A 17,882-nucleotide genomic window follows, 5' to 3' on the forward strand; every position below is an offset into this window, starting at 1 on the left:
CATCCACGCCGTCAGCATTCAATCTGAACCAAGATCAAATTCTCACAGAAAAAAAACTCTTGAAAATCTGAGTTGTTTATTTTGCACCGCTTAAAGCGGTGCTTTATATGTAAGACAGGTAAACCTGTCCCACACAAGCTCTATTTATTATGCTTGCACATTGTCTCTCTTATACTGTCAAAACACTCTTTGCGACGCTCAGTGGCGCTCGCTATTTCTTACGCTTGATTCGCTTGTTTTTTACGCGTTTCGTTCGTAAGAAGTTACAAACATACAAAAAATAGGCGATTTATCGCAACCTCTTTTTTCCATTTTTTCTAATAATCCATCCACAAGTCATTAAAGAGGTGTTTTTTTGTTCGCATTGTTCCTTGCTTGAAGAGAAAAATTGAAAAAAAACGATCAATTTAAAGCGAATTCTCTTCTTCTTTCTTCGCTCGTCCTATCCGTTTAATCAAAAGGAAACGAGAGTTAAAAAGCCACCTTACGGAAAAGAAGAATCATAGACACCAAAACGCTTGATTTGATGCTTGATAACTCTGATAAACTGTATGATTAAAAATTTTTGACGGGGATTAACGGGTTTGATTAAGGAAGGAAGAGAGATCTTCTCTACTTCGCTCTCAATTATTTATATTATAATATATGGAATTATTTTTCAACTATTTATTTTAAATTTAAAAATAATTCAACAAAAAATTGAATAACTTTTACTCATCCACTTATTATTTATAGTAACAAATCAAACTCTTTTTATCAAGATTTTATTTTATTTTTAACCTAATATATAGACATGCCTTTTTATGGATTCCCATCAAAAAATCCTTCTATATTTAAGTCCTGGCATGTATATAAATTAAGATTTAAAAATTTTTATTTAGACGCTTATGCCTCGTAAAAGATCTAAAGAGCTTCCTCCCGGCACCTTTATTCCCTTTCCACAGCGTTTACTGGCCATTATTCAACTCTGCCTGGCCTTTAGCCTCATTTTATGGTATGCCACTCAGCCTTTTATGGGAGAGTATTTTTCCCTGCGCTCCAGAATGCTCCTTTATGAATATGTGATGGGCAATTCCGAAATTGTAAAAAAACAGCTCCATCAAGAAGACAAGCTTCAACGGCAAGCTCAGCGATTTGCTCGCCTGCCGCAAGCAGAACGGCAAAAAGTCCTCGAGGACTATCAAGCCCTTCACCTGTACGCCACTCGCCCGGCCTTAAAGAAAATAGAAGATGGCCTACGTGCTTTATTTTTGGAAGTCCCTCCTTTCGAACTAGCGTGGCTCTGCTTTTCCGTTGTCATTGCCGTCTTGCTCTTATTAAAAGTCGAAGGGGCTAAACAGGCAGCTTGGCTTCTTCCCTTAATTACCCTCACTTTTGCGTTGGATAACCGCTTAAATGGTCATCCTTCTTATCAATCTCCGGACTATGCGCTCTTTCCAACCGAATCTTTTTTAATTGAGCATTATTTAAAAGAACCGCTTGGTCACACGCCCTCTGAGCAGAAAGAACAGCTCCAGAAAGGATGGGAGCAGTATTTAGTCGAGCAGTGGTCTCCTCCGCTTTTAAAAGAAGGAATCTCTGGAAAACAGCAACTAGAAGAAGCAGAATACGCCTTTACGCTCGCGCGCTTAGATCGGCTGCATGGACAAGCGCCCTCCAATTGGTTAGTGACTTTTCGAGAACAGCTAAGTTCCTTTCGATTAGCTCTCTATCTGGCTTGGAATCTTTTTTTTGCGTGGATGATGAATCGCTCCAACGTTCGCTCGTCTGTTCCAGCAGTGAAACGGCCTTCCTAAGAGGGGTTAATCCCCCTCTTAATCGTTAAAAATCCTCTTCATAGCCTATAAAAACCGCTTGCCTCTCGTTGTACAAAAATCCATTTCTCTTCTTTCCTACTCCTTTAACTTTTCAAGCATGTAAAAAACAAAATTCAATTTATAAATTGAAAATCTTTACATTTCTCTCACAACAAATTTAATAAAAATTAATTAATAAAAACTAACTTAACCAACATTAAACTATTAAAATAATAATAGCGTTAGGAGTGATAAGGAATTTTTCAATTTCCCTATCAATAATGGATTTTCTTCAGCTCGTGCCATCGGAAAGTTTAACAATAAATACTTTTCCTCTTTCTCTTTCTTTTCAGGAAGAACTAGAAGAAAAGCTTAAGGACCTTTTAAAGCAGATGTCATTATTAAGAGATATAAAGAAAAGTTAGAGACGCTTACCGACAGGTTAGGCCTTCAATTGACATTTGAGAAGTGGTTATCCTCATATGGCGCTTACTAGCGATTTGAATAGACAGCAAGCCGCTCTTTAACAGAGCCGCTTGCTCATTGCCTTTCTATCCCTTAATCAGTTCAAAGATGCCTATTCCGGCTAAATAACCGATAAAGGCTGGGATGCCAATGCGGCGGAAATACCAGAAAAAGTCTACTTTTTCGAGCCCCATAAACGCCACACCTGCAGCCGAGCCAATAACCAAGATGCTTCCGCCCGTTCCGGCACAATAAGCAATCAAATCCCAAAAACTTGAGTCTGTCGGATATTGGGTCAGATCATACATTCCCATGACGGCAGCTACCAACGGCACGTTATCCACAACAGCTGACGCCAATCCGATCGCCACAGCAATCAGGTGAGAGTTGGAAATGGTATTATTCATCCAAGTTGCCAAGGCATCGAGTAGACCGGCTGTGTGCAGGGCATCAATGCTGAGCAAAATGCCCAAGAAGAATAAGACGCCTGCCACGTCAATTTGAGTCATGACATGCGGAACGCGCAAGTGGTAGCGTTCTTCGTATTCTTTATGAATGACATCCGTGACAATCCACATAATAGATAACCCCAGGATCATCCCCATAAAGGGAGGCAGCCCGGTGAGAATTTTGAAAACAGGCACAAAAATTAAGGACGCTACCCCCAGCCAGAAAATGACAGTCCCCATTGGCTCGATTTCTTCTTTTCCATTCTTGTTGGAAGGGGGAGTAAAGTCACCTTTCAAGGCAAAGCTTAAACAGAAAAGCGAAACGACCAAGCAAGTAAGGCTAGGTAAAAAGAGATCTAAAATAACTCTTAGGGTCGATAATTGCCCGCCAATCCATAGCATAGTCGTCGTAACGTCTCCAATAGGTGTCCAGGCTCCGCCTGCATTGGCAGCGATGACAATGGCACCTCCCATGATTAGCCTGTCTTCTCCCTTTTCGATCAGCTTGCTCATCAGTGTGACCATAATAATGGTCGTTGTAAGGTTGTCCAAGATGCAGGATAAAAAGAAAGTCAGAAAGCCGACAATCCACAAAAGCTTGCGCTTTGAAGTAATATTGATATAGTCGGAAATCAAGCGGAAGCCTTTATGGGCATTAATGATTTCAACAATGGTCAATGCACCCAGCAGAAAAAAAATAATCTGACTGATATTGGCCAAATGTTCGCCAAGAAATGACAGATTGCTTTCATGATTGAAAGCTTGACTGGTGAATTGCAGCGCCCAGCAAATGATGGCCATTAAGAGAGCAATCGACGTTTTATTAATTTTGCTGACATGCTCAATTGTAATCCCAATATACCCAATAATAAAGGTCATGATCATTAGAAGATCATACATATTTATATGCCCCATTTCTTTCAAAATCCTCTCTTAGAATTTTTTATAAAAAAGAGAATTATACGCGTCTTCGCAATTAATCAAACTTAAAAATAAACAAATCAAATAGAAATCTTAGGGTGTATTAAAACCGCTCATGGCCTAAATTCGCGTTCTTTTCTATGAGAATAGGCCACCAATTAGAAATAAGCCTGGATGCGAAGTTATTTCATCCTTAAGAACCTATCTGATCCATTAAGGATTTAACGATCAAATCCGCAAGAAGGCATCACAGAGGAAAGGAGAGGTTTCTTACAAGCAATCTGAAAGAATGGGGAATTTTTTCCAAGCAATCGCTGAGGGTTCTTTTCCCCCTCCTCTCTTCATTGTAAAAATCGTTTGGACGATGAAGCCAGCTTTTAATTCCTCGTCGATTCAGGCTGCCTATTTGCGCATTGACAATGGCAACAGCCGGAAGGAGTGGAAGCCTCTCTTTGAGGCGGAGGAGCAGAGACAACTTGAGGCAGAACGGCAGCTCGCGTATTAAATACAAAGCGATTCAATAAATAATTAACAGCAATCGAATAGGCCACGCCCATGACTAACGTTTTGGCCAAAACAATAGAAATATTAGTTAGGGTCAAAAGTGGGCCGTTGCACATAGAAATATTCGCTAGCGCTTTTAGCGCAATAACCGTCAGACTAACCAAATTAGCTGTTGCTAAAATGCTCAAATAGCGGCCGCCAACGGATTGAGGAGGATTGACTCCCAAATACCCGCCTATTATTCCTCCTATAAAACCCGCTGAAGGACATAGAGGACATATCATGATTGACTCCTAACTCAAGAATTTACTAAAGTTTTTTTAACTTAGCAATTTTTGATCTAAGCGTCAAGCAACCCTATAAGAGGATGCATTAAAACCGCTAGCGATTGGATGTGGGAGGCTTTTTCCCTAGGAAAAATAATCTCAAATATAGGCTATTATGCGTTTAATGTAGCCTTTAGGAGGCTGTGATCGAATTGCTAATTATCTATATTCAAGATTGTTTTTCCTATCGACCGCTTCCTAAGAAAAAGAATTTGAATCTAGGCCATTATGAATCGACAATAGTCCTTAACACTTTATAACCTTTTATTAAACGATGAGAGACTTCTTAACTTTACGCACAAGCCTATCTGAAACATTCATGAGGCGAGCTTTATGGCAAGGATTTAGCTTGGCTTTAATTGGAGTGCTGGGACTTATATACTGGGGAGCTTTTGCACGCCTTCACACGCTGCAAATGTGGGGCTTTTGGATTTTTATCGGCAGCCTTTTCCTTATTGCCATTGGATTGCTTCCCTATCGGCGCCTCTCTCTTTTACAGACCCATCCCAATGAATTGCAAGCCGTTGGGCTGGATTATTTAACCTTTCATGTCAAAGGCCAGAAGATAGTGACCATTCCCTTTAGCGCCATCGATCACTTTCGCTATAGCGAAGACGCCCGCAGGTATGGATTAGCTTTTTGGCTAAAGCCTCATTCTAAGGAGAAAGTTTTAATTTATTCAAAAAAAGGATTTGCCAAGTTGCGCAAGCCGCCGGCAAAAGCCCAAGGAGCGGATTTATTTTTTCCTTATTTCAGCCAGCGTTCTTACGAAGAGTTAAGAAAATGGCAGTTAGAGGGAGAAAATGAAGATGCGTAGAGAGGATCTTTTTATCTTTCTCGTATAGATTACAGCCCGCTTTGAACAATATCGTGCATTTGTAAAAGGCCTAAGACCTTAGATTGATCGTCAATAACGGGTAAGACCATGATGCGCTTTTGATAATCGGCTTCCATGAGCTTCATGGCATCCCAAGCCAGCACGTTAGGATCAATCCAGCGCGGATGCTGGGTCATGACGTCTTGCATGCGCATATCAAGTACCTGTCCGCCATATTTTTGCAAGGTACGCCTTAGATCGCCATCTGTAAAAATGCCCAATAGCTTCTGATTTTCGTCTGCTACCAAGATGCATCCGCAGCGCTTATTAGATAACTCAATGAGAGCTGATCCGAGTTTATCTTCTGGACGGCATAAAGGCACGCGCATTCCGGTCAACATCAGATCCTTCACTTTCAAGGTAATGCGTTTGCCAATGCGTCCGGAAGGATGATTCAGGGCATATTCGTCCAGGCTAAAATGTTTAAGTTGCATAAGAGCGACGGTGAGCAGATCCCCAAGCAACATTTGAAAGGTCGTTGACATGGTAGGCGCCATATCGAAAGGGCAGAGTTCGGACTGAAAAGGCAGTGTCAAAGCATAATGGCAGGCAGCTCCCAAGCGTGAGCTTGGATTGCACACAACCCCCACTAATGTCGCCCCCTTATTGCGAATGGCGGGAACTAAATTGAGCAACTCATCGCTTTCGCCGCTTTTGCTCAGCATAATAAAAATATCTTTTCCGGAGACCATACCGACATCTCCGTGCAAAGCATCAATCGGAGAAACGTAAAGAGCTCGTGTCCCTGTTGAAACCATAGTAAAGGCAATTTTTTTGGCAATGAGCCCGCTCTTTCCCACGCCGGTAAAAAAAATGATTCCTTTGCAACCGAGCAACATATCAATCAATTTTTCTACTTGCTCCAAATTTAAAGACTCAAAGTAGTGTTGAGTATAAATACGCTGCTTATCAAATATTTCTTTTAACATGCTAATCTAATATAGTAATCAAATTGAGGATTAAGCGTGGATTTTAAACTAGGAAGAGATTAGTCTCAAGATAGATTGTTTAAAAGAATCTTTATAGGGAGCAACGTATGGCGGCACACTTAATACCGATCACAGTAGCGGAAGGGGATGGGATCGGGCCTGAAATCATGTCAGCTACCTTGCATATTTTAACTGCAGCTGGCGCCCCTTTAGACATTAAAAAAGTAGAAATTGGAGAAAAAGTTTATTTAAGGGGGCAGCCTTCCGGCATCGATCCGTCTACATGGGAAACCATTCGTCAATCAAAAGCTTTTTTGAAAGCTCCCATTACCACGCCGCAAGGAGGGGGCTTTAAGAGCTTGAACGTAACAGTCCGTACAACGCTCGGCCTTTATGCCAACGTCCGGCCTTGCGTGGCGTATTATCCTTTTGTCGAGACCAAGCATCCAGGCATGAATATCGTCATTGTCCGCGAAAATGAAGAGGATCTCTATACAGGCATTGAATACCGTCAAACGCCGGACGTTTATCAAGCGCTCAAGACAATTACACGCCCAGGATGCGAAAAAATCATCCGCTATGCCTTTGAATATGCGCAAATGCATGAGCGTAAAAAAGTGACTTGCTTTACTAAAGACAACATTCTCAAATTAACGGATGGTTTATTCCATAAGATCTTCGAAGAGATCGGCACAGATTATCCACATATAGAGAAAGAGCATTGGATTGTCGACATCGGGGCTGCCAAATTGGCTGATACGCCGACAGCCTTTGACGTCATCGTCATGCCTAATTTATACGGAGACATTTTATCTGATGTCGCGGCTCAGATTGCCGGTTCTGTCGGTTTGGCGGGATCGGCTAATATTGGAACTTCGGGAGCTATGTTTGAGGCCATCCATGGCTCGGCTCCTCGCCGTGCAGGCCAGAATTTGGCCAACCCATCAGGCCTGCTTTTAGCCGCTATTCAGATGCTCGTTTATATTGAACAACCCGCAATAGCCGCTTTGATTCATAATGCCTGGCTAAAGACGCTAGAAGAAGGTATTCATACCTATGATATTTTTAAAGAGAAAACCAGCCGGCAAAAAGTAGGAACCAGAGAATTCGCCGAAGCAGTCATTCAACGCCTAGGGCAAAAACCCGATACTCTCCCTGCTGCGCATTACACGACGGCTAAGCGCATTGAACATGGCAAGCCCGCTTCCAATCGCTCTTCGATACAAAAAACCTTATTAGGCATAGATGTCTTTATCCAATGGCAAGAAGACGCAGACAAGCTCGCCGGCATCTTGCAAGACGCTTCCCCTTCTGCATTGTCCTTAAAAATGATCAGCAACCGCGGAGCCAAAGTTTGGCCGGAGAAAATGCCGGAGACAAGCTGCGTCGACAGCTGGCGCTGCCGTTTTATTTCTGCTCAAGGAGGCGCCCAAGTCACGCACCCTACCATTATTGATTTATTGCGTGCTTTGGCTGATAAGGGAATGGACATCACGCAAACGGAATATCTTTTTGCCTTCGATGGCCGGCCAGGCTATACCTTAGGGCAGGACGAACAGTGAAGCCTTAAAGTCCCCCCTTCTTTCAAGAGGGATTAAAATTCTCTAAAGGCAGCATCTTCATTTCTTCCAGAATATGCTGCTTTCCCCAATCAGCGACCCAATGCACAATAATGGCATCCGGATTGGGGCCTTGCGCCATGCGCCAGTTATAAATTTGAGGAAGCTCGAATACGTCGATCTTTTCCGTTCGGATTAAATCGGCTAAAAGATCCGAATCGCCGGGAAAACAAGCGTTTTTTTCTATAACGGCCTGCGTCCACTTGAGCATGACTGGAGACTGATAGCGAAAGGCAATAACGCCTGCATTATACGTCTTCTCGCCCGGTTGCAACAGCCCTTGCTTGAGGTAGTTTTTAAGTGCAAAATCCGGCTGTGGAGCAATGGAAAAGCCAATCTCGTCATCGCACGTTTCAAATAAAGGATAAACAGATCCCCTAACCTCGCAGTCCAAGTCCGTCCAAAGCGTATGAGAAAAAGGGCTTTGGATCATGGCAAAAGGCTTTTTAAGGCACATTCGGCGAACATTCCAAAATTCTTTATTATGGAAAAGCGCCTGCCAACGCTGCGCTAATTCGGGAGCAATCTTGTCTTGAGGAACCAAAAAATCGAGTGGCGCCGTCAAATCAATAAGCATTCCCCTTTGCCGGCACCATTGTGCGGCTGTTGCGGACATGCCAAAATCGGCAAAAACAACGGGAGTGGAATTATGCTTGCGGTAATGATACCACCACCAAGGCAGAAGCCATTCTAACTTTTGATCACTTGCAACCATTACACCCGGAGTATCTCGGATCTCCTCTTCTGACCGCCAACGGGCCATTTGCAAAGCGGATTGACTTTCCCCCATTTCCTTATTCCTTTTAAAGGGTATTAAAACCCACCATAGACAATGACAATTCGACAGTCTTTATGAAAGAAGTCATATTAGATAAAACAGGAACAAGAGACAATGAATTAAATGAAAGGGAAAGACATAACGCAAATAGAAGAAGAGCTGGGACAGACTCATCTTTAAGCTATTTGCTCCTGTTCCTTGACTTCTTCTCCATCCTTAATTTGAACTCGATTAATGATTTTGCTAATCAATTCATGGCCTTTTAACCGCTTCCAATGATTCTCCGCTGATGTAGCAAGCTTATAGACCATTGTAAGAGTCGCTAGGCGAGAGCCGCATCCCTTAGTCTGCCTTGTTCGATGCCTAATTGTTGCAAAAGTTGACTCGATTGGATTTGTTGTTCGAATATGCTGCCAATGCATGGCTGGAAAGTCATAAAAAGTCATGAGCTCTTGCTTGTCTTTTAACAAACATTCACAAGAAGAAGCTAATAAGACATTTAAGCGAGTGCATAAACATGTAGTCACAGAAGCTATGACTCAAGCTCAATGGTTACGGTTTTTCGAAGCTCTGGACAAAATTAATAGTCGGGATTGTCTTTTAGCTAAAATTGCCTTGCAGGGAGGAAAAAGGATAGGAGAAGTTTTATCCTTAACAGTCGATAAGATTGATTGGAATACTAATCAAATAACATTCAAGCAGCTTAAGACAAGGGGAGCTATAGAAGAGACAATTATAACTTATCCTCCCTCTATGATGAATGCGCTAAAGATCTATATAAGTGATCGGCAAGGATTGGTTTTTATCACACGAACGGGTAAACCTATTCCTCTTTGCCAATTGGCTTCAACTTTTGAAAAAGCAGGAAAGGCCGCAAACAGTCCTTTTAAAGTTACTCCTCACGTTCTTAGAGCCTCGACAGTAACCTATTTAAAGCAGCAAGGCTTTAGTGACAGCGATACTCAAAAGGTAACCGGTCACGCATCAAGCGAGATGGTTAACGCTTATGACAAGTCTTCTCGTGCAGATAATGCAAGCAAGAAAGTTAGCTTGGTATAAAGCTAGTAAAAATCAAATAAATTTACAAAAAGTATCTGATTGGATACAATTAAATTAGAACGAGTAACTAAATGTACGAAATTAAAATTTACAAAACAGCTAATGGAAAAGAACCTTATACTGAGTGGATAAAAGACTTAGATAGATTGGTTAGATCTAAGATTAATGCAAGAATCGCTAGGATTCGAGACTCTGGAAATTTTGGTGATTGCAAGCATTTTGATAGAATTATTGAACTTAGAATAGATTTTGGACCCGGGTATAGAGTTTATTGTGGTTTGGAAGAAAATACGCTTTTGATTTTGCTTCTGGGCGGTGACAAGAATCAGCAACAAAAAGATATAAGTAAAGCCAAGGAATATTGGGAAAACCATCTTTCTTCAAAGAAGGCAAAAAAATGAGACAGTATAGAAGTTATAAAGAACACTTAATTGAATCTCTCAAAGACCCTCTAGAAGCTTCAGCCTATTTAGAAGCTTGCTTAGAAGAAGCTTTAGAAACCAAAGAATTCGGCATATTTTTATTAGCCGTTCGCGACGTTATAGAAGCTCAAGGTGGCATTACTAATGTATCTGAAAAAATGGAAGCGGGCAGAGAAAGCCTATACAAAAGTTTAACCAAAGAATCTAAGCCCAGATTCTCAACAATTATGCTAGCTTTAAAAGCTTGTGGTTTTGGAATTGGAATTCATCCAAACAATTAGCTTTTCTTATAGAATTACCTCCCATTTAACTAAGGTGTGTCATAAGGGACTTGGTCGTACAGACATATGAGGTTCCTATTTTACTGTTTTTTTAATTTTAAAGAATTCAAATTTTAGGCCGCTTGCTCTCTGTTCCACCTCTTGGTTCATGCTGAGTATTATTCTCTTTTTCATACTCAGTTAAGTATTGGTAGACACTGCTTACGCTTATGCGATGGGTTTGTGCGATTAATTCTACAGACAAACCTTCACTTCTTGCCAAAATTACACACAAACGTGTGTATTCATGCTTGTCTTTTGTCTGCCTGACACGCCTTTCCATGTGTAATTTTGCTTCAGAAGATAAATCCATTTTAACCCATAAATAACTTGGACTAACATGTTAACAAATTTTAATTAAAATCAGCTTAAAAATTCCAGCTTTCAGCTGGAAGGACTGTATTTCACTGATTGAAGTTTGAGCAGCATTTGCATGGTGAAAAAAGAACAGACAGGCTATAAAACCAAATATTATTCGCATCATCGTTTAGCTCCCTAATTAGCGCAAGGTATCCCTTACAATCTGAAAGCATTGGATAATACTCAAAATGCCGGTATTTTCACGAATAGAATTTTTGCAGAACCATTAAAAGTAAGGCTGCGTTTCTCGTTTCATACAATTCTTTTTTTGATCTATTTTGTCACAAGTTAACCAAATAGTGGCGATTATTAGTTGATACCTTCAACGTTGGCTTATACTGTGGCATCTTTCCATTCATTTTCTTTCTTCGTAAATAATTAAGAGATGACCTGAAATTTAAAGCATTTCGCCGGTTAAAATAACTTGAATCGAAAGCCTGACTAATCTATAAATTAATGGACCTCTCTACCTAAAGAGGTTAAGTTAAATCTTTAAATTAGGAGTTTTTTTATGGACACAAAAGCTCTACAAGAAGAATCCAAAAATCTTCAAAATGATGATTTTGAAATCTTCGAACTAGATATGATTGACCGACCATGCTTGCAGCATGATCAATAAACAAAAGGGCTGGAAACAGCCCTTTAACATCCTAAAACAAGATGAATGTGAAACCATGGTAAATCATAATACAGATTTTTTGCAAACTAATATAACGACAAAATTACGCTTTCCCAGTCCGATGACAAAGAATTATTGGGCTATAGAAGAGCTATCTGAAAAAAAGCTTTATGCCGTGCCTTTTGTTGGGGCTTTGATGGTTGCAGCATGCGCAAAGCCTATTACAAAATCAACCCTATTTGAATTCCTTGCTTCTAAATTGAATATCCAGACTGAGCAATTTGAAAACGCACTAAAAAACCTGATTTCTAAAAATATCATCCTCCCTAGTGAAAAACAAGAAGATTATCGTCCCTTATTCGACAATTTTCTAAATTGGACAAAATCAGGGTGGGAGGATGCTGCAAATTATCACTTCTTTACTTGGGATGCTCCTTTTCTTGATTATACAAAGGAAGGAGATGGTCATGATATAGACCGTAAGAAAATGATTAAATACCAAAGTCTCCAACCAGATACACAACGTTATAAAGAATACGCCTCACCTATTAAAAATATCCCACTCCCCTCTTTAGATATGCCTGCTGATCAAGCACAAGGATATGCAATTTCGGAGAAGATTAAACACCTATTAGCAATTGCATTTGGGAAAAAAGGAGAAAAGCCGTGTCATTGGATTGATGATGTCCCACTCATCAGAAGAACAAGTCCTTCAGGGGGAAGTCGTCACCCCACAGAAGGTTATTTTTTGTCTATCGACCTCCAAGGCATTCAAAAAGGGTTTTATCACATTCAAACTGACCCTATTTCGCTTTCTTTAATATCAGAGGATAAATCTAGTCTTTTAGAAGACTTTGTGGGAAAAGACTCTGCTAAATCGGTCGGTGCAATTGTTCTAACTAGCGTTTTTGAAAGAAATATGTACCGCTATCGAGAACCGAGAACATTTAGAACGATCCATATGGATATAGGTCATATTTTAGCGACTATAGAAATGCTTGCACAAGAATTCGGCATGAAAACTCGCATTCATTTGAATTTCAATGAAGAAGCTTTATTACAAAAAATTGGAGCTTCAATGCTGGATGAAGGAGTAATGGCTGTTGTGACTTTGCATGAGGAGAAATGCTAACTATGGATTTATCTTATCTAACCTTTGCATCTTTTGAAGATCTTTCAATAAAGCTAAAAAGTCCCTTACATAACATCATGAGAATTTATAGTGCCTCCTCTTTTTGTGATTATCTGATCGAGTATCAAAATTCTCAACAAATCCCATCTACTGATTCTGATAAGTCCTCTAAAATCGAGCATTGGTGGGAGCGTAAGTGGCAAGTGTCATTGGATTACTATTTGTCCTCCCCTCCTGAACAAATTAGAAGACAGCAAACTGAAGCGGCCACTTCTTCGAACCAGCAATGTGTCGATTTTGTTTTTCCTGATAAAATAGAGAATGCTCAGCTCTCTCCTATGCAAGCTCTTTTGAATAGAAAAACTCATCGGAAATTTCAAGAGATCTCAATACCCTTGCGTTTGCTATCTACATTGCTAGGGGAACTCAAAGAGGAAATTTTAGCGGATATTTGGAAATATTACATCGTGATTTTCAATATCGAAGGCATTCAACCAGGGATTTATCGCTACTGTTCCATTCAACATGGGCTTTATTTGGTCAAGCAGGGATTATTTCGAAATGAAGCTGTGAATCTGCTGTGTGGGATGGCTGCTTCATACACCGCAGCGTTTTTAGTCATTTTGGCTATTGATTTAGAAGAAGCGATGAAGAAATTTCCTTACAATCGAGCATTAAGAGAAATATATATTGATTCAGGTAGACTCGCGCAAAAAATTCTCTTGAAAGGAATGCAACACTCGATAGGGGGTCTGCCATCTCCCGCAATGAGAGATAGTCAAATGTGTTCATTTTTAGAGATTGATCCAAGTAAATGCATTCCTATCTATAGTATTACGATGGGAATCGTCCCAGAAAACTCTATAAATGTTAGGGCTACTAAATGATTTTGCGTCTTCAATCCAGTTGGGAAATAAGAAAAAAAGAAGGAAATGTTATCGAGATATCCTCTTCTTTTAGAAAAAAGAAGTACGAAATCAAATCAGAAAACCCCTCTATTTTCTTATTCCTCAATTCACTAAGTAAAGGCATTCAATATCCTGAAGATTTACCTAAAATCGCAGAAAAATTTGGTCTAAAGGAAAATTCTCTTCATTCTTTGATTTCTAAGTTTAAATCATATGGAATTTTTATTGAGGATGATAAGAGTCCAAGCCCTACTTTAGAGACTCTTTATGATAGGCAAATTCGTTTTTTTAGAACTTTTGAAAATCAAACTACTTCTGGGGAACAGATCAACGAAAATTTACAAAATAGGACTGTTTTAATCGTTGGTCTTGGAGGATATGGGTCTTGGGTAGCACTTTTATGTGCACGCATGGGGATTCGTAATATTATCGGTATCGACTTTGATCGTGTAGAAATTTCAAATTTGCATCGTCAAATCCTTTATGATCGAGGAGATCTAGGTAGTCTTAAAATACATGCATGTGAGAAAAGAATTAAAGAAGCCGATTCGGAAATCAATTTTGTTGGACACTGCTTAAAGGTGGGCGGTACGGAAGATCTTTATCCTTTCATGGAGAATATAGACCTCGTTTTTAATCCATTCAGTTATCTTCCATCTAAAAAAGCATCAGATCACCCATCTGGTATGATTGCGCAAGCTGCCATGATTAAAGGTAAGCCATGTTTAACCTTTGGGGGATCTTGGATAGGTCCATTAACGATTCCTAGCAAAAGTATATGCTATTTTTGTGCGATTAAAGCATTAGAATTAAATGGCAATCTCGATCCTGAGCTTCGAAATCAAAATATCCAAAAGCGAGCGTTTGCTCCTCCGATTGCAACCTGTTGTTCAATGGCAGTTCATGAGGCATCTCGATTTCTATCTGGTTGTGATGATTCTCAAGTATTAGATGGGATGATACAACTAGACATGTTTGCATTCTCTAATAGTCGATATCTTCCGCTTGAGCCTAGTTCTGAATGCTGCTTTTGCAATACATGCGAAACAAATAATTTCAAGGTTACTTCATGAGTACATATGCACTTAAAACCATAAATCTTTCCAAAAACTTTTGGAAAAAAGCATCTTGGTTTGCAAAAAAAGAACTTATTCCTGCTGTTAAACATTTAAATCTTGAAATTAAGCCTGGTGAGTCGGTGGCTTTCCTCGGTCCTAATGGAGCAGGGAAAAGTACATCGATTAAATTGATATGCGGTATTTTAAAACCTACAGAGGGTGAATCTTGGATTGAAAACTATCCATCTGGAACTACAGAAGCCAATAAATGCCTAGGATTAGTTTTTGGAACCCGCAGTAATTTATGGATGTTTATCACCGTGCAGCAAAGCCTGGAAATGATTGGAGCCATCTACAATCTATCTAGAAAGGATACTTTATCGAGAATTCACTTATTAGCTGAATTATTCGAAATTACCCATTTTCTTCATTCTCCTCCCAATACATTGTCACTGGGCGAACGCATGCGCTGTGAAATTGTTGCCGGCTTGATCCATCGTCCCTCCATTTTGCTAGCGGATGAACCCACAATTGGACTTGATGTTGTCGGTAAAACAAAATTCAGACTTTTATTAAAGCAATGGCAAGAAGAAGAAAAAACAACGGTGCTTCTTACAAGCCATGACCTTACCGATGTAGAAGCGATTTGCAATCGAGCTATTCTCATCAACAAAGGGCAAGTGGGCTATGACGGGTCTCTTCAAGGATTAAAAGGAGGATTGGCTTCGAAAAGAAACATTAAACTCCTGCTTTCAACACCTAGCTTGCAAAATTTAGGAGAAATCAAAGAAGGAATTCAAGTGATTGAAGAGAATGGTCTTATCAAAAAATTTCAAATTGATATCCAGCAGATTTCTCCGATTTCCGCGATCGATTACTTTATGACAATCTTTAAAAACAATATCGTCGATATTTCAGTTGAAGAGATTAGTTTGGAGTCGATTATTGCTCAATGGTATTCCGGTGAGAAGAAATGAAAGATTCTCTTAAATTTTATAGCAAATTAGCGCTTTTCTCTATTAGAGAAGAACAATCAAGCTTAAGTGGAACGTTGGGTGGATTATTCTTATATCCCTGCTTTATGTGGATCTTTTCCAAGCTTTGGCTTGGATTAAATCATAATGCGACTAGTTTAGGTATAGAGCCATTATTTGCCTATATAGGTTTAACCGAAATTCTTTTTATGACTACCCTTCGGGAACCTTTGATAGAGCGAGCGAGCTCTGACTTTTCCCTCTCTTTTGTTCGTCCCCGCTCATGGCCCATGTACACGACTATTTCGATCTATAGCCGTACCTTAAGTCGTAGACTCCTTTATCTATTGATTTACATGATTATTATGCCATTTTTTATAGATAATTTTTCCTTGTCCTCTGTTAGCGCTTTGAGATTCTTGCTTCTTCTTCCTTTGATTACGATTTTGGATACTCTCTATTCCTTTTTATTGACCAGCCTTCAAATCCGTTTCTATTCAACTAAGAATTTTCGCATGCTTTTCGGAAAGTTGTTCTTGATATTTGGAGGAGTTCTTGCTCCCCTTTCAGATATTCCTGAGCCATGGAGCAAGCTATTTTTGAATACTCCATTTTCAGATCTGGTTTTTCAACCTTGTTACTTCTCCATTAAAGCTGAATTTTATCAAATCACCTTCTTTCAATGGTTTGCAAGAATCATTTTGCAATTGACTTGTCTGTTAGGTTTAAGTGCTTGGATGTATCGCACTTCTCGTCATCATTACCACAATTTTGGAGGCTAAGATGATTTCCTTATTGATTTTAGCTTTTAAAAATCAGTGGTCAGCTCAAATGAAAAAGCCTTTTGAGTTTCTTACGGGTTTGCTTGCCCTTATTCTCAATAATAGCTTTTATCTTTACGGAATTTATTTATTAGCTATTCTGAGCGCAGATGATAATCCATTAGCTGCTAAAGAATATTTAGTCTCAACAGGAATGGTTCTCACAAGCTGGGGTTTACTTAATGTATTTGGGGGTGGTCTATATCAATTGGGAAGTTTAATTGAAACTGGCGAATTAGAAGCTTATCTTGCAAAGCCGCAGCCTACTTTGTTGCTTGTCGCTATTTCGAAATCAAATCTAATGTCTTTTGGAGAAATTCTTCAAGGGTTGGTTACCATTTTGATTTCCTCAATTCTTTACGGCCCATTTTTAGGAATTAAAATGCTAGCTATTTCCGCGATCATGGTATTCGCATTTGCAAGCGTTATCATTATTATTGGAACTATTTCCTTTTTCAGTTCTCGTGGTAGTCAAATTTCCTATGTTATCTTGCAAGTACTCCTTTCCCTATCGCTCTTTCCTGTGAGTCGCGCATTAAAAGGAAGAGAAAAGTGGATTCTTTATTTTACTCCCCTGCTTATAACAGCAACTTTACCGCGACTCGTCGTTCTTCAGGGAGGAATATCCCCATTCTTTGCATTTATTATTGCAACAATGCTTTTCTTATTTTTTGGAATATGGTTTTTTAAATTTGGCTTAAAATTCTATAAATCTAAAAATTACATATTCATTAATGAATAAAATTTATTTCTTGATTTTAATTTATTTAACCTGTCAACAATGAGACAAAGACCTGCTTTAAATGTAAAATATTAACAAAAAGACTCCACAGCGTGTATGTTGTAAATTATTGTGTGAAAGAAAGATGAAATTTGGCAGAATCAAGCTGTCAGAGTTATTGCAAAAATTATTTTTCAGTTTCTGAAAAATCTACTCAAATTTCTCACTTACCCATCTCGAAAAATTTAAATTAGCTTTCTAAAATCGTTGATTTTCTTTGTGATGGTCGGATGAGTACTGCTTTTTCATATAATCCTTTTACTAATAATCTTGATAAATCGGGATCTGGTGGCAGTGGTAGTAATATCACCATCAATCCTGATGATGGATCTGCCATCACAAATACTCAGTTCACATTGAAGGGACAAAAATCAAGCCTTACCCAAATTATGGAAACTCACAATGTGGGAGGGAATTTAACTTTTGAAAATAGAGTATGGAGATATTATCAAAAGTTGTGGATTTTAGAATAAGGTGAGCGTAACCTCAGTCAAGTTTTGACGACCAATCAAAAATTTCAAAGGAGGAACGCTCATGAAAGAGAATCTCATTTTAGAAGATAAAAATCGATCATCAAGTGAATTTAAAAATTCTTTAGAGGAATTGCTAAGAGAAGGAGCAAGAAGGCTTTTAAGCCTGTGTCATAAGGGACTTGGTCGTACAGACATATGAGGTTCCTATTTTACTGTTTTTTTAATTTTAAAGAACTCAAATTTTAGGCCGCTTGCTCGCCATTCGGCTGCACGCGGCTTTTCTCTTGAGGG

Annotated in this window: 19 protein-coding genes and 1 pseudogene; 14 read left to right on the top strand and 6 right to left on the bottom strand. The window is 39.4% G+C overall.

Going from position 1 to position 17,882, the window contains the following annotated elements; genetic code table 11:
- Window positions 1–887: 887 nt before the first annotated feature.
- Window positions 888–1,796 carry a hypothetical protein gene (locus BN3769_RS05695; RefSeq protein WP_068468492.1) on the top strand — a complete coding sequence of 303 codons (909 nt, stop codon included), beginning with the start codon at window positions 888–890 and terminating at the stop codon, window positions 1,794–1,796.
- A 551-nt stretch (window positions 1,797–2,347) separates the two neighbouring features.
- On the opposite strand, the gene nhaD is transcribed toward BN3769_RS05695, so the two are convergent.
- Together nhaD and BN3769_RS05705 are read right to left on the bottom strand one after the other, a co-directional pair.
- A complete protein-coding gene (gene nhaD / locus BN3769_RS05700; protein WP_068468494.1) occupies window positions 2,348–3,610 on the bottom strand; it encodes a sodium:proton antiporter NhaD in 1,263 nt (420 codons plus the stop codon).
- Window positions 3,611–4,008: 398 nt separating this feature from the next.
- Complete coding sequence (locus BN3769_RS05705; protein ID WP_068468496.1) at window positions 4,009–4,419, bottom strand: hypothetical protein; 411 nt, start codon at window positions 4,417–4,419, stop codon at window positions 4,009–4,011.
- 361 nt (window positions 4,420–4,780) lie between these two features.
- Here BN3769_RS05705 and BN3769_RS05710 point away from each other — a divergent pair, with 361 nt between their 5' ends.
- The gene (locus tag BN3769_RS05710; RefSeq protein WP_068468499.1) at window positions 4,781–5,278 is read left to right on the top strand and encodes a hypothetical protein; all 498 of its coding nucleotides are present in this window, start codon (window positions 4,781–4,783) and stop codon (window positions 5,276–5,278) included.
- 29 nt (window positions 5,279–5,307) lie between these two features.
- Here the strand turns inward: BN3769_RS05710 and BN3769_RS05715 are convergent, their stop codons facing one another.
- Window positions 5,308–6,267 carry a KpsF/GutQ family sugar-phosphate isomerase gene (locus BN3769_RS05715; protein ID WP_068468501.1) on the bottom strand — a complete coding sequence of 320 codons (960 nt, stop codon included), beginning with the start codon at window positions 6,265–6,267 and terminating at the stop codon, window positions 5,308–5,310.
- A gap of 107 nt (window positions 6,268–6,374) precedes the next feature.
- On the opposite strand from BN3769_RS05715, the gene BN3769_RS05720 reads away from it, so the two are divergent.
- Window positions 6,375–7,829 carry an NADP-dependent isocitrate dehydrogenase gene (locus BN3769_RS05720; RefSeq protein WP_068468503.1) on the top strand — a complete coding sequence of 485 codons (1,455 nt, stop codon included), beginning with the start codon at window positions 6,375–6,377 and terminating at the stop codon, window positions 7,827–7,829.
- 22 nt (window positions 7,830–7,851) lie between these two features.
- On the opposite strand, the gene BN3769_RS05725 is transcribed toward BN3769_RS05720, so the two are convergent.
- Together BN3769_RS05725 and BN3769_RS05730 are read right to left on the bottom strand one after the other, a co-directional pair.
- On the bottom strand, window positions 7,852–8,676 hold the full coding sequence (locus BN3769_RS05725; protein ID WP_068468504.1) for a hypothetical protein: 825 nt from the start codon (window positions 8,674–8,676) through the stop codon (window positions 7,852–7,854).
- A gap of 164 nt (window positions 8,677–8,840) precedes the next feature.
- A pseudogene (locus tag BN3769_RS05730) lies at window positions 8,841–9,146 on the bottom strand (transposase); the annotation flags it as partial.
- 52 nt (window positions 9,147–9,198) lie between these two features.
- Here BN3769_RS05730 and BN3769_RS05735 point away from each other — a divergent pair.
- The 3 genes from BN3769_RS05735 (at window position 9,199) to BN3769_RS05745 (ending at window position 10,426) form a co-directional block, all read left to right on the top strand.
- Window positions 9,199–9,723: a tyrosine-type recombinase/integrase gene (locus BN3769_RS05735; protein ID WP_228840629.1), complete on the top strand. Its 525-nt coding sequence runs from the start codon at window positions 9,199–9,201 to the stop codon at window positions 9,721–9,723.
- A gap of 71 nt (window positions 9,724–9,794) precedes the next feature.
- Complete coding sequence (locus BN3769_RS05740) at window positions 9,795–10,124, top strand: type II toxin-antitoxin system RelE/ParE family toxin (protein ID WP_068468510.1); 330 nt, start codon at window positions 9,795–9,797, stop codon at window positions 10,122–10,124.
- Entirely contained in the window at window positions 10,121–10,426 is a 306-nt protein-coding gene (locus BN3769_RS05745; RefSeq protein WP_068468512.1) for a helix-turn-helix domain-containing transcriptional regulator, read from the top strand. The genes BN3769_RS05740 and BN3769_RS05745 overlap by 4 nt, the downstream gene beginning before the upstream one ends.
- Before the next feature lie 106 nt (window positions 10,427–10,532).
- On the opposite strand, the gene BN3769_RS14420 is transcribed toward BN3769_RS05745, so the two are convergent.
- A complete protein-coding gene (locus tag BN3769_RS14420) occupies window positions 10,533–10,748 on the bottom strand; it encodes a helix-turn-helix domain-containing protein (RefSeq protein ID WP_228840630.1) in 216 nt (71 codons plus the stop codon).
- Between the two features lie 685 nt (window positions 10,749–11,433).
- Here BN3769_RS14420 and BN3769_RS05750 point away from each other — a divergent pair.
- The 8 genes from BN3769_RS05750 (at window position 11,434) to BN3769_RS14700 (ending at window position 17,790) form a co-directional block, all read left to right on the top strand.
- Window positions 11,434–12,576, top strand: coding sequence for a SagB/ThcOx family dehydrogenase (locus BN3769_RS05750; protein WP_068468514.1), 1,143 nt, complete (start codon window positions 11,434–11,436; stop codon window positions 12,574–12,576).
- 2 nt (window positions 12,577–12,578) lie between these two features.
- On the top strand, window positions 12,579–13,463 hold the full coding sequence (locus BN3769_RS05755; RefSeq protein ID WP_068468516.1) for a SagB/ThcOx family dehydrogenase: 885 nt from the start codon (window positions 12,579–12,581) through the stop codon (window positions 13,461–13,463).
- Entirely contained in the window at window positions 13,460–14,557 is a 1,098-nt protein-coding gene (locus tag BN3769_RS05760) for a ThiF family adenylyltransferase (RefSeq protein WP_068468518.1), read from the top strand. Before BN3769_RS05755 ends, BN3769_RS05760 begins: the two co-directional genes overlap by 4 nt.
- Window positions 14,554–15,519, top strand: coding sequence for an ATP-binding cassette domain-containing protein (locus tag BN3769_RS05765; protein WP_068468520.1), 966 nt, complete (start codon window positions 14,554–14,556; stop codon window positions 15,517–15,519). Before BN3769_RS05760 ends, BN3769_RS05765 begins: the two co-directional genes overlap by 4 nt.
- A complete protein-coding gene (locus BN3769_RS05770; RefSeq protein WP_068468522.1) occupies window positions 15,516–16,298 on the top strand; it encodes a hypothetical protein in 783 nt (260 codons plus the stop codon). The genes BN3769_RS05765 and BN3769_RS05770 overlap by 4 nt, the downstream gene beginning before the upstream one ends.
- A gap of 1 nt (window position 16,299) precedes the next feature.
- Window positions 16,300–17,079: an ABC-2 family transporter protein gene (locus BN3769_RS05775; protein WP_068468524.1), complete on the top strand. Its 780-nt coding sequence runs from the start codon at window positions 16,300–16,302 to the stop codon at window positions 17,077–17,079.
- A gap of 269 nt (window positions 17,080–17,348) precedes the next feature.
- Entirely contained in the window at window positions 17,349–17,591 is a 243-nt protein-coding gene (locus BN3769_RS14695) for a hypothetical protein (RefSeq protein ID WP_154017834.1), read from the top strand.
- Window positions 17,592–17,652: 61 nt separating this feature from the next.
- Window positions 17,653–17,790: a hypothetical protein gene (locus tag BN3769_RS14700; RefSeq protein WP_154017835.1), complete on the top strand. Its 138-nt coding sequence runs from the start codon at window positions 17,653–17,655 to the stop codon at window positions 17,788–17,790.
- Window positions 17,791–17,882: the final 92 nt, after the last annotated feature.

This window comes from Candidatus Protochlamydia phocaeensis, assembly GCF_001545115.1.
GTDB lineage: Bacteria > Chlamydiota > Chlamydiia > Chlamydiales > Parachlamydiaceae > Protochlamydia_A > Protochlamydia_A phocaeensis.

Bases quoted from the DNA above. Each gene is read 5' to 3' on its own strand.
- BN3769_RS05695 (WP_068468492.1), top strand. From the start codon at position 888: ATGCCTCGTAAAAGATCTAAAGAGCTTCCTCCCGGCACCTTTATTCCC.
- nhaD (WP_068468494.1), bottom strand. From the start codon at position 3,610: ATGTATGATCTTCTAATGATCATGACCTTTATTATTGGGTATATTGGG.
- BN3769_RS05705 (WP_068468496.1), bottom strand. From the start codon at position 4,419: ATGATATGTCCTCTATGTCCTTCAGCGGGTTTTATAGGAGGAATAATA.
- BN3769_RS05710 (WP_068468499.1), top strand. From the start codon at position 4,781: ATGAGGCGAGCTTTATGGCAAGGATTTAGCTTGGCTTTAATTGGAGTG.
- BN3769_RS05715 (WP_068468501.1), bottom strand. From the start codon at position 6,267: ATGTTAAAAGAAATATTTGATAAGCAGCGTATTTATACTCAACACTAC.
- BN3769_RS05720 (WP_068468503.1), top strand. From the start codon at position 6,375: ATGGCGGCACACTTAATACCGATCACAGTAGCGGAAGGGGATGGGATC.
- BN3769_RS05725 (WP_068468504.1), bottom strand. From the start codon at position 8,676: ATGGGGGAAAGTCAATCCGCTTTGCAAATGGCCCGTTGGCGGTCAGAA.
- BN3769_RS05735 (WP_228840629.1), top strand. From the start codon at position 9,199: ATGACTCAAGCTCAATGGTTACGGTTTTTCGAAGCTCTGGACAAAATT.
- BN3769_RS05740 (WP_068468510.1), top strand. From the start codon at position 9,795: ATGTACGAAATTAAAATTTACAAAACAGCTAATGGAAAAGAACCTTAT.
- BN3769_RS05745 (WP_068468512.1), top strand. From the start codon at position 10,121: ATGAGACAGTATAGAAGTTATAAAGAACACTTAATTGAATCTCTCAAA.
- BN3769_RS14420 (WP_228840630.1), bottom strand. From the start codon at position 10,748: ATGGAAAGGCGTGTCAGGCAGACAAAAGACAAGCATGAATACACACGT.
- BN3769_RS05750 (WP_068468514.1), top strand. From the start codon at position 11,434: ATGATCAATAAACAAAAGGGCTGGAAACAGCCCTTTAACATCCTAAAA.
- BN3769_RS05755 (WP_068468516.1), top strand. From the start codon at position 12,579: ATGGATTTATCTTATCTAACCTTTGCATCTTTTGAAGATCTTTCAATA.
- BN3769_RS05760 (WP_068468518.1), top strand. From the start codon at position 13,460: ATGATTTTGCGTCTTCAATCCAGTTGGGAAATAAGAAAAAAAGAAGGA.
- BN3769_RS05765 (WP_068468520.1), top strand. From the start codon at position 14,554: ATGAGTACATATGCACTTAAAACCATAAATCTTTCCAAAAACTTTTGG.
- BN3769_RS05770 (WP_068468522.1), top strand. From the start codon at position 15,516: ATGAAAGATTCTCTTAAATTTTATAGCAAATTAGCGCTTTTCTCTATT.
- BN3769_RS05775 (WP_068468524.1), top strand. From the start codon at position 16,300: ATGATTTCCTTATTGATTTTAGCTTTTAAAAATCAGTGGTCAGCTCAA.
- BN3769_RS14695 (WP_154017834.1), top strand. From the start codon at position 17,349: ATGAGTACTGCTTTTTCATATAATCCTTTTACTAATAATCTTGATAAA.
- BN3769_RS14700 (WP_154017835.1), top strand. From the start codon at position 17,653: ATGAAAGAGAATCTCATTTTAGAAGATAAAAATCGATCATCAAGTGAA.